Origin of the sequence: Allobosea sp. CER48, from assembly GCF_044752385.1 — a bacterium.
Lineage (GTDB): Bacteria > Pseudomonadota > Alphaproteobacteria > Rhizobiales > Beijerinckiaceae > Allobosea.
The window spans coordinates 1-6,609 of the sequence record NZ_JBIWYK010000161.1 but is presented as its reverse complement, the minus strand read 5'-3'; the positions used below and the strand labels follow the sequence as shown (position 1 = coordinate 6,609).

The window sequence follows — 6,609 nt, the reverse complement described above, 5'->3', positions numbered from 1 at the left end:
AGCGCCGCCGGATCGGCGTAGCTCGGGGCAACGGCGCGGCCGCCGCTGCGCATGATATTGGTCTCGACCACGACGTCGGAGGCGCCGCCGATCATGACGAGATGTTCGATATTATCGCGCCGGATCAGCACGAGCTGACGCTGGCGGTCGAGATCATAGGTATCGACCACTCCGAGGCGCGGCTGGCGCTGGCGGCCGCCGGCCTGGCCGCGTAGCCGCAGCCGGCCACCCTGGATCTGCCGCACGAAAAGTCCGAGCAGAGCGAGAAGTACAAGGATGACGACAGAGGCGACGATCACCTTCTGCGCGGTCGAGAGTTCCAATCCGAACAAGCTCTGCAAGGTCTGCCTCATCTGCGACAACGGCCTCGAGCGGCCCGAAGTTCCGCCTGAGGTTCAACACCTTGGCTATAGCATAATGCTTTCACTATCGGGAAACATGGTGAACGCGTGGTTAACGCGACCTGCGAAATACGATGGACTTAACCCGCTGTTAACCATGAGCCCGGCAGGATTTGCCTAGTATCGGGCAATGCAGCGAGGGGCTGGGCCATGGCGAATGACGGCTTGAGCATCGGCGGCGGCCTGATGCAGGCGCTGAAACTGCGCATGCAGTACCAACAGTCGCGCCAGAAGGTTCTCGCCGAGAACGTCGCCAATGCCGACAGCCCTGGCTTCCGCCCGCTCGATCTCAAGCCACCGAGCGTCGATCCGGCCCGCGTCGGCGTCAGCGTCGCGCGCACCAGCATCGGCCACATGAGCCTCTCCACCGCCAATGGCGGCTTCGACGGCACCGGCGCTCCGCGCTTCGAGACCACACCGAACGGCAACGCCGTGAACCTCGAGGACGAGATGCTCAAGGTCGCGCAGAACCAGTCCGACTATCAGCTCGCCGCCTCGCTCTACAGCAAGGGTCTCGGGCTGATGAAGATCGCGATCGGCAAGGGTCGCTGATCATGGACCTGATCAAGAGCATCGCGGTCGCCGCTTCGGGCCTGCGCAGCCAGTCCGGCCGCATGCGCGTCATCTCGGAGAACATCGCCAACGCCGATTCCGGACCCGAACGCGCCGGCGCCGAACCCTATCGCCGCAAGGTGCCGACCTTCCAGCGCCATTTCGACCGCGAGCTCGACGCCCAGCTGGTCGCACTCGGCAAGGTCCAGCGCGATCAGAGCGCCTTCAAGGTCAAGCACGAGCCCGGCAATCCGGCGGCCGACGCCAAAGGCGACGTGCAGATGCCGAACGTCAATTCACTGGTCGAGATGGTGGACATGCGCGAGGCCCAGCGCAGCTACGAGGCCAATCTCAACCTGATCTCTTCGACGCGCCGGATGATCCAGCGCACCATCGATATCCTGCGCGCCTGACGCGCACCAAAGCATTTTCAAGCGAAGCGGGTCCGGTTCGCGTCAAGAAAATGCGGCAAGCAAGCACTCCAGAAGGGGACTGAACCGCCATGGCCACTCCGGGTTTCGCAGCAGGCGCCTACGCCTCCATCCAGGGAATGGGTGCCGGCAATCTGATGCGCAAGCCGATCGCGGCGAGCACCTCGGAATCGGGCGGCCCGGACTTCTCGGCCCTGCTCGGCAAGGCGCTCGACGCGACCGCAGAAGCCGGCCGCAAGGCCGATAGCCAGAGCGCGACCGTGGCCACGGGCCGGGCCGACATCGTCAACGTCGTCACCGCCGTCGCCGAAAGCGAAGCCGCGATCGAGACGCTGGTGGCGGTGCGCGACCGCGTCATCGCGGCCTATGAGGAAATCATGCGGATGCCGGTCTGACGGCGACAGGATCGGATAGAGATCATGACCTCCGGAGCCATTCTCGATATCGCCCGCGACGGCATCGTCGTCTTCCTCAAGGTCGGCGGACCTCTGATGGTGATCGCACTCGTCGTCGGCCTCGTCGTCTCGCTGGTGCAGGCACTCACGCAGATTCAGGAGCAGACGCTCGTCTTCGTGCCGAAGATCGTCGCGGTCTTCGCCGCGCTCCTGCTGTTTCTGCCGTTCATGGGTGACGCCCTTGCGGGTTATATGGGGCGAGTCGCCGCCCGAATCGCCACGGGCGGATGAGCCCGTCGCGACTGCAGCCGGCCTTCGCCGGTGCAGCGCCGCGACACCCGCGCTGGCGTGAGGGTGCCTCCGGCACGATGCAGATCGCGATCCTGCCCGAGCTCAGCGCCCTCTTCGTGCTCGTTTTCGCGCGCGTCGGTACGCTCGTCATGCTGATGCCGGGCATCGGCGAGCGCTTCATCTTTTCCCGTGCCCGGTTGTCGCTGGCCTTCTTCATCGCGTTGATGATCGTGCCCGTCGCCCGCCCGTCGCTTCGCATCCCGCCCGATGTATCCGGCATCGTCGCCCTGCTGATCGGCGAGCTGCTGATCGGCCTCGTCATCGGCGTCTGTGCCCGGCTGGTGATGGCCTGCCTGCAGACCGCCGGCACGCTCGTCGCGCAGACCATGGGCCTCGGCTTCGCCATGACGGTCGACCCCACCGGCGGCCTTCAGAACCCGTCGATCGGCAACTTCCTGACCATGCTCGGGACCACCCTGATCCTGACGACCGACCTGCACCACATCGCCATCGCCGCGATCCATGAAAGCTATCGCCTGCTTCCACCCGGCGGCGTGCCGGAGATGCCCGATATCCTGACGCTCGCGGTCCAGTCCGCGGCGCGCGGCTTCTCGCTGGCCGTACAGATCTCGGCACCCTTCCTGATCTTCGGCCTGCTGTTCAACCTCGGCCTCGGCGTGCTCGCCCGGATGATGCCGCAGCTGCAGGTCTTCTTCCTCGCCGTGCCGGCCTCGATCCTCGGCGGCATGCTCGTCCTGCTCGTCGTCGTCGGCGTGATGATGAGCGTCTTCCTCAACGATCTCGGCGTCTTCCTGCGCCAGTTCACCGGAGGCTGACGGGCAATGTCCGAGGATACCGAGAACGAGGACAGGACAGAGGACCCGACCCAGCGAAAGCTGGACGAGGCCACCGAGAAAGGCGACGTACCCCGATCGCAGGAGATCGGCACCTTCTTCGTCCTCTGCGGCTTCACGCTGTCCCTGCTGGTCGCGGCCGGATGGTCGGCGCGCGACGCCATGCTATCCCTGCGCTCCTTCCTGATGAACGCCCATCAGGTACCGCCGGACGGCGCCGCCTTCATGCATGTCACGCGGCAGGGGATCCTGACAGGCTTCATGGCGCTGGGACTGCCTTTCGCCTTCATTCTCTGCGCTGGCCTCGCCGGCGCCATGCTGCAGCACAAGCCGCTCTGGACGTTCGAGCCGCTGATGCCGAAATTCGATCGCATCTCGCCCATGGCGGGGGCCAAGCGCATGTTCGGCAAGGAGGCCTGGGTCAATTTCGCCAAGGGCCTCGCCAAGACCGCACTGATCGGCACCGTGGTCTGGATCACGCTCTGGAACCAGCACGACCGGCTCGAAGCCTTCGTGCAGATGAGCGTCGCCGCCCTTATGCCGGCCACGCTCTCGCTCGCCATCCAGTTGATGGGCGCGGTCCTCGCCCTCTTCGCCATCGTCGCCATCGGCGATTTCGCCTGGCAGCGCTTCAGCTGGTACCAGCGCCAGAAGATGACGAAGCAGGAGATCAAGGAGGAGTTCAAGAACTCCGAAGGCAATCCCGAGGTCAAGGCGAAGCTGCGCCAGATCCGCGCCCAGCGCGTTCGCAAGCGCATGATGGCCGCGGTGCCGAAGGCGACGGTGATCATCACCAACCCCACCCACTTCGCCGTCGCCCTGCAATACGAGCCGGGCATGGCGGCACCTCTCTGCCTCGCGAAGGGCGTCGACAGCATGGCCCTCAAGATCCGCGAAGTCGCCGGCGAGCACCGGGTGCCGATCGTCGAGAACCCGCCCCTGGCGCGCGCGCTCTACGCAACGGTCGACATCGACGACGAAATTCCTGTCGAACACTACCAGGCCGTCGCCGAAGTCATCGGTTACGTCTTGCGCCTGAAGGGTCGGCGCGCCTAACTCGGCAGGGAATGCGAAGGAAGGATGGCCGCGGCACCTGCAGCGCGGCCGCTAGCGAACGGACTTCAACCGCATGAGCGGCACCACGGCGACCACCACGATCGATCGCTCCGACAAGCCGGGCCATATCGGCATCATCCTGCTCGTCGCGGGCCTGCTTGTCGGCGCCGCCATCGCGCTCGGCTTCATCGCCAACGAATGGGCGCAGCCGCTGATATTGGGCTTGCTCGCGCTGCTCTCGGTGGTCGGCGTCTTCGGCCTCTTCGCCTTCGCCATCGGCCTCGTCCAGTTCTCGGGCCGCGCCGCTCGCAACGACCTGACCAAGACCGTCGTCGACAGCGCCGATGAAGGCATCGTCGTCACAGAGGGCGAGAACGAGATCGTCTATGCGAACGAAGCCTATCTCTCGCTCGCCGGCGCCACCGGCGCGAATGATCTCAAGCCTGTCGGCAGGCTGCTGACCGGCCGGGCCGACGTCTCGGAGGCGATCTACCGGCTCGCGACCGCAGCGCGCGAGCACCGCCGGCTCGTCGAGGAGGTTCGGCTCGAGCCGGCCCTGGGCGGGCGCGGCGAGGTCGGCTGGTACCGCGTCCGCGTTTCGCCGGTGCGCCGCGAGACCGGCAGCGCCACGCTCTGGTCTGTCACCGACATCACGCCGGAGCGCGAGCGGCAGGAGAACGCCTTCCAGGAGCTCCAGCACGCCATCGACTACCTCGACCACGCGCCGGCCGGCTTCATCTCGATCGATGCCGACGGCGAGGTCTCCTATCTCAATGCGACGCTGTCGAGCTGGCTCGACTTCGATCTCGCCCGTTTCGGCTCCGGCGGCCTGCATCTGGACGACATCTGCACCTCCTCGGCGGCCGCGCTCATCCAGGCGATCCGCGGCCAACCGGGAGATGTCCGCGTCGAAGTCCTCGACGTCGACCTGAAGCGCCGCAACGGCGCCCCCCTGCCGGTCCGGCTGCATCATCAGGTCGCCTTCGGGCAGGACGGCCGCGCCGGCCCCTCGCGCACGCTGGTCCTCAACCGCGCGCCCGGCGAGGCCGGCGCCGATGGCGGCAGCGATGCGGAGGTCCGCTTCGCCCGCTTCTTCCATTCGACGCCGATGGCGATCGCCACCGTCGACAGGACCGGCGCGATCCTGCGTTCCAACGCCGCCTTCGCGCGGCTGGTGCCCGCCGGCGCCCAGCCCAAGACGATCCAGGACCTCGTCGCCCCGAACTCCGATCTCGCCCGCACCCTCGGCGACGTCGTGGATGGCGGCGCGACGGCCAGCCCGCTCGATCTCGCGCTCGCCGGCGACGACGGCCGCTCCGCCAAGCTCTATCTCGCCCCGGTCTCCGCCTCGGAGGACGGCGACGGCGAGCGCGCCATCGTCTACGCCCTGGAAACGACCGCCGAACGCAAGCTGCGCGACAACATGGACCAGGCCGGCAAGATGCAGGCGGTCGGCCAGCTCGCCGGCGGCATCGCGCACGATTTCAACAACGTGCTGCAGGTCATCATCAACGCCTCCGAATTCCTGCTCGCCAGCCACAGGCCGACCGATCCGTCCTTCCCGGACATCATGCAGATCAAGCAGAACGCCTACCGTGCAGCGGCGCTGGTCCGGCAACTGCTCGCCTTCTCGCGGCGCCAGACCCTGCGCCCGCAGGTGCTGGAACTCGGCGAGGTGCTCTCCGATCTCTCGCTCATGCTGAAGCGCGTCGTCGCCGACAAGGTGACGCTCGACGTCCGGCAGGGCCGCGACCTCTGGCCGGTCAAGGCCGATCTCGGCCAGCTCGAGCAGGTCATCGTCAACCTCGCGGTCAACGCCCGCGACGCCATGCCCGACGGTGGCAAGCTGACGGTGCGCACCCGCAACGTCGCCCGCGAGGATTGCGGCAGCTTCAGCCACGCCGCCCTGCCCGCCGACGACTACGTCCTGCTCGAGGTCGAGGACAGCGGCACCGGCATCCCGCAGGAGCATCTCGACAAGATCTTCGAGCCCTTCTTCACGACCAAGGAAGTCGGCAAGGGCACAGGCCTCGGCCTCTCGATGGTGTATGGCATCGTCAAGCAGACCGGCGGCTATGTCTTCGTCGACTCGACCGTCGGCAAGGGCACCGCCTTCCAGATCTTCCTGCCGCGTCATGTCCCGAGCCAGGAGGAAATCGCCGCCGAGGCCGCCGCCAAGGAGGCGCCGAAGAAACTCGCGGCCGATCATACGGGCGCCGGCGTGATCCTGCTGGTCGAGGACGAGGACGCGGTCCGAGCCCTGAACGCCCGCATGCTGGTCTCGCGCGGCTACACCGTCCACGAGGCTGCGTCGGGCGTCGAGGCGCTAGACATCTTCCTGAAGAACGACGGCCAGATCGACCTCGTCGTCTCCGACGTCGTGATGCCGGAGATGGACGGCCCGACCCTGCTCGGCGAACTGCGCCAGCGCAACCCGAACACCAAGGTCGTCTTCGTCTCCGGCTATGCCGAGGAAGCCTTCCGCAAGAATCTGCCGGAAGGCGAAGGCTTCCACTTCCTGCCCAAGCCCTTCACCATGAAGCAGCTCGTCGAGACGGTGAAGGCGGCGATGGCCTGATCGGCCCCGCCGCCATTCGTGAGAGCCAGGCTGCTCAGCGCGCCGGCCTGG

7 protein-coding genes and 1 pseudogene are annotated in these 6,609 nt (G+C 66.7%); 7 read left to right on the top strand and 1 reads right to left on the bottom strand.

Annotation, left to right across the window (positions count from 1 at the left end; all coding sequences use genetic code 11):
• Positions 1 to 341, bottom strand: a pseudogene (locus ACIPIA_RS08175) (hypothetical protein); the annotation flags it as partial.
• A 210-nt stretch (positions 342 to 551) separates the two neighbouring features.
• Between ACIPIA_RS08175 and ACIPIA_RS08170 the strand changes: the two are divergent.
• The 7 genes from ACIPIA_RS08170 (at position 552) to cckA (ending at position 6,558) form a co-directional block, all read left to right on the top strand.
• Positions 552 to 953, top strand: coding sequence for a flagellar basal body rod protein FlgB (locus ACIPIA_RS08170; protein WP_400508394.1), 402 nt, complete (start codon positions 552 to 554; stop codon positions 951 to 953).
• A gap of 2 nt (positions 954 to 955) precedes the next feature.
• The gene (gene flgC / locus ACIPIA_RS08165) at positions 956 to 1,366 is read left to right on the top strand and encodes a flagellar basal body rod protein FlgC (RefSeq protein ID WP_400508392.1); all 411 of its coding nucleotides are present in this window, start codon (positions 956 to 958) and stop codon (positions 1,364 to 1,366) included.
• An 89-nt stretch (positions 1,367 to 1,455) separates the two neighbouring features.
• On the top strand, positions 1,456 to 1,779 hold the full coding sequence (locus ACIPIA_RS08160; RefSeq protein ID WP_400508390.1) for a flagellar hook-basal body complex protein FliE: 324 nt from the start codon (positions 1,456 to 1,458) through the stop codon (positions 1,777 to 1,779).
• A 24-nt stretch (positions 1,780 to 1,803) separates the two neighbouring features.
• Positions 1,804 to 2,070 (top strand): flagellar biosynthesis protein FliQ, encoded by a 267-nt coding sequence (gene fliQ / locus ACIPIA_RS08155; RefSeq protein WP_400508388.1) that lies wholly within the window; start codon positions 1,804 to 1,806, stop codon positions 2,068 to 2,070.
• Positions 2,071 to 2,147: 77 nt separating this feature from the next.
• Entirely contained in the window at positions 2,148 to 2,906 is a 759-nt protein-coding gene (fliR, locus tag ACIPIA_RS08150) for a flagellar biosynthetic protein FliR (protein WP_400508396.1), read from the top strand.
• A 6-nt stretch (positions 2,907 to 2,912) separates the two neighbouring features.
• Positions 2,913 to 3,980, top strand: coding sequence for a flagellar biosynthesis protein FlhB (gene flhB / locus ACIPIA_RS08145; protein ID WP_400508386.1), 1,068 nt, complete (start codon positions 2,913 to 2,915; stop codon positions 3,978 to 3,980).
• A 73-nt stretch (positions 3,981 to 4,053) separates the two neighbouring features.
• A complete protein-coding gene (cckA, locus tag ACIPIA_RS08140; RefSeq protein ID WP_400508385.1) occupies positions 4,054 to 6,558 on the top strand; it encodes a cell cycle histidine kinase CckA in 2,505 nt (834 codons plus the stop codon).
• The last annotated feature ends 51 nt before the right edge of the window (positions 6,559 to 6,609 follow it).

Coding starts and splice junctions, on each gene's coding strand:
- ACIPIA_RS08170 (WP_400508394.1), top strand. CDS start 552: ATGGCGAATGACGGCTTGAGCATCGGCGGCGGCCTGATGCAGGCGCTG.
- fliQ (WP_400508388.1), top strand. CDS start 1,804: ATGACCTCCGGAGCCATTCTCGATATCGCCCGCGACGGCATCGTCGTC.
- cckA (WP_400508385.1), top strand. CDS start 4,054: ATGAGCGGCACCACGGCGACCACCACGATCGATCGCTCCGACAAGCCG.
- ACIPIA_RS08160 (WP_400508390.1), top strand. CDS start 1,456: ATGGCCACTCCGGGTTTCGCAGCAGGCGCCTACGCCTCCATCCAGGGA.
- fliR (WP_400508396.1), top strand. CDS start 2,148: ATGCAGATCGCGATCCTGCCCGAGCTCAGCGCCCTCTTCGTGCTCGTT.
- flgC (WP_400508392.1), top strand. CDS start 956: ATGGACCTGATCAAGAGCATCGCGGTCGCCGCTTCGGGCCTGCGCAGC.
- flhB (WP_400508386.1), top strand. CDS start 2,913: ATGTCCGAGGATACCGAGAACGAGGACAGGACAGAGGACCCGACCCAG.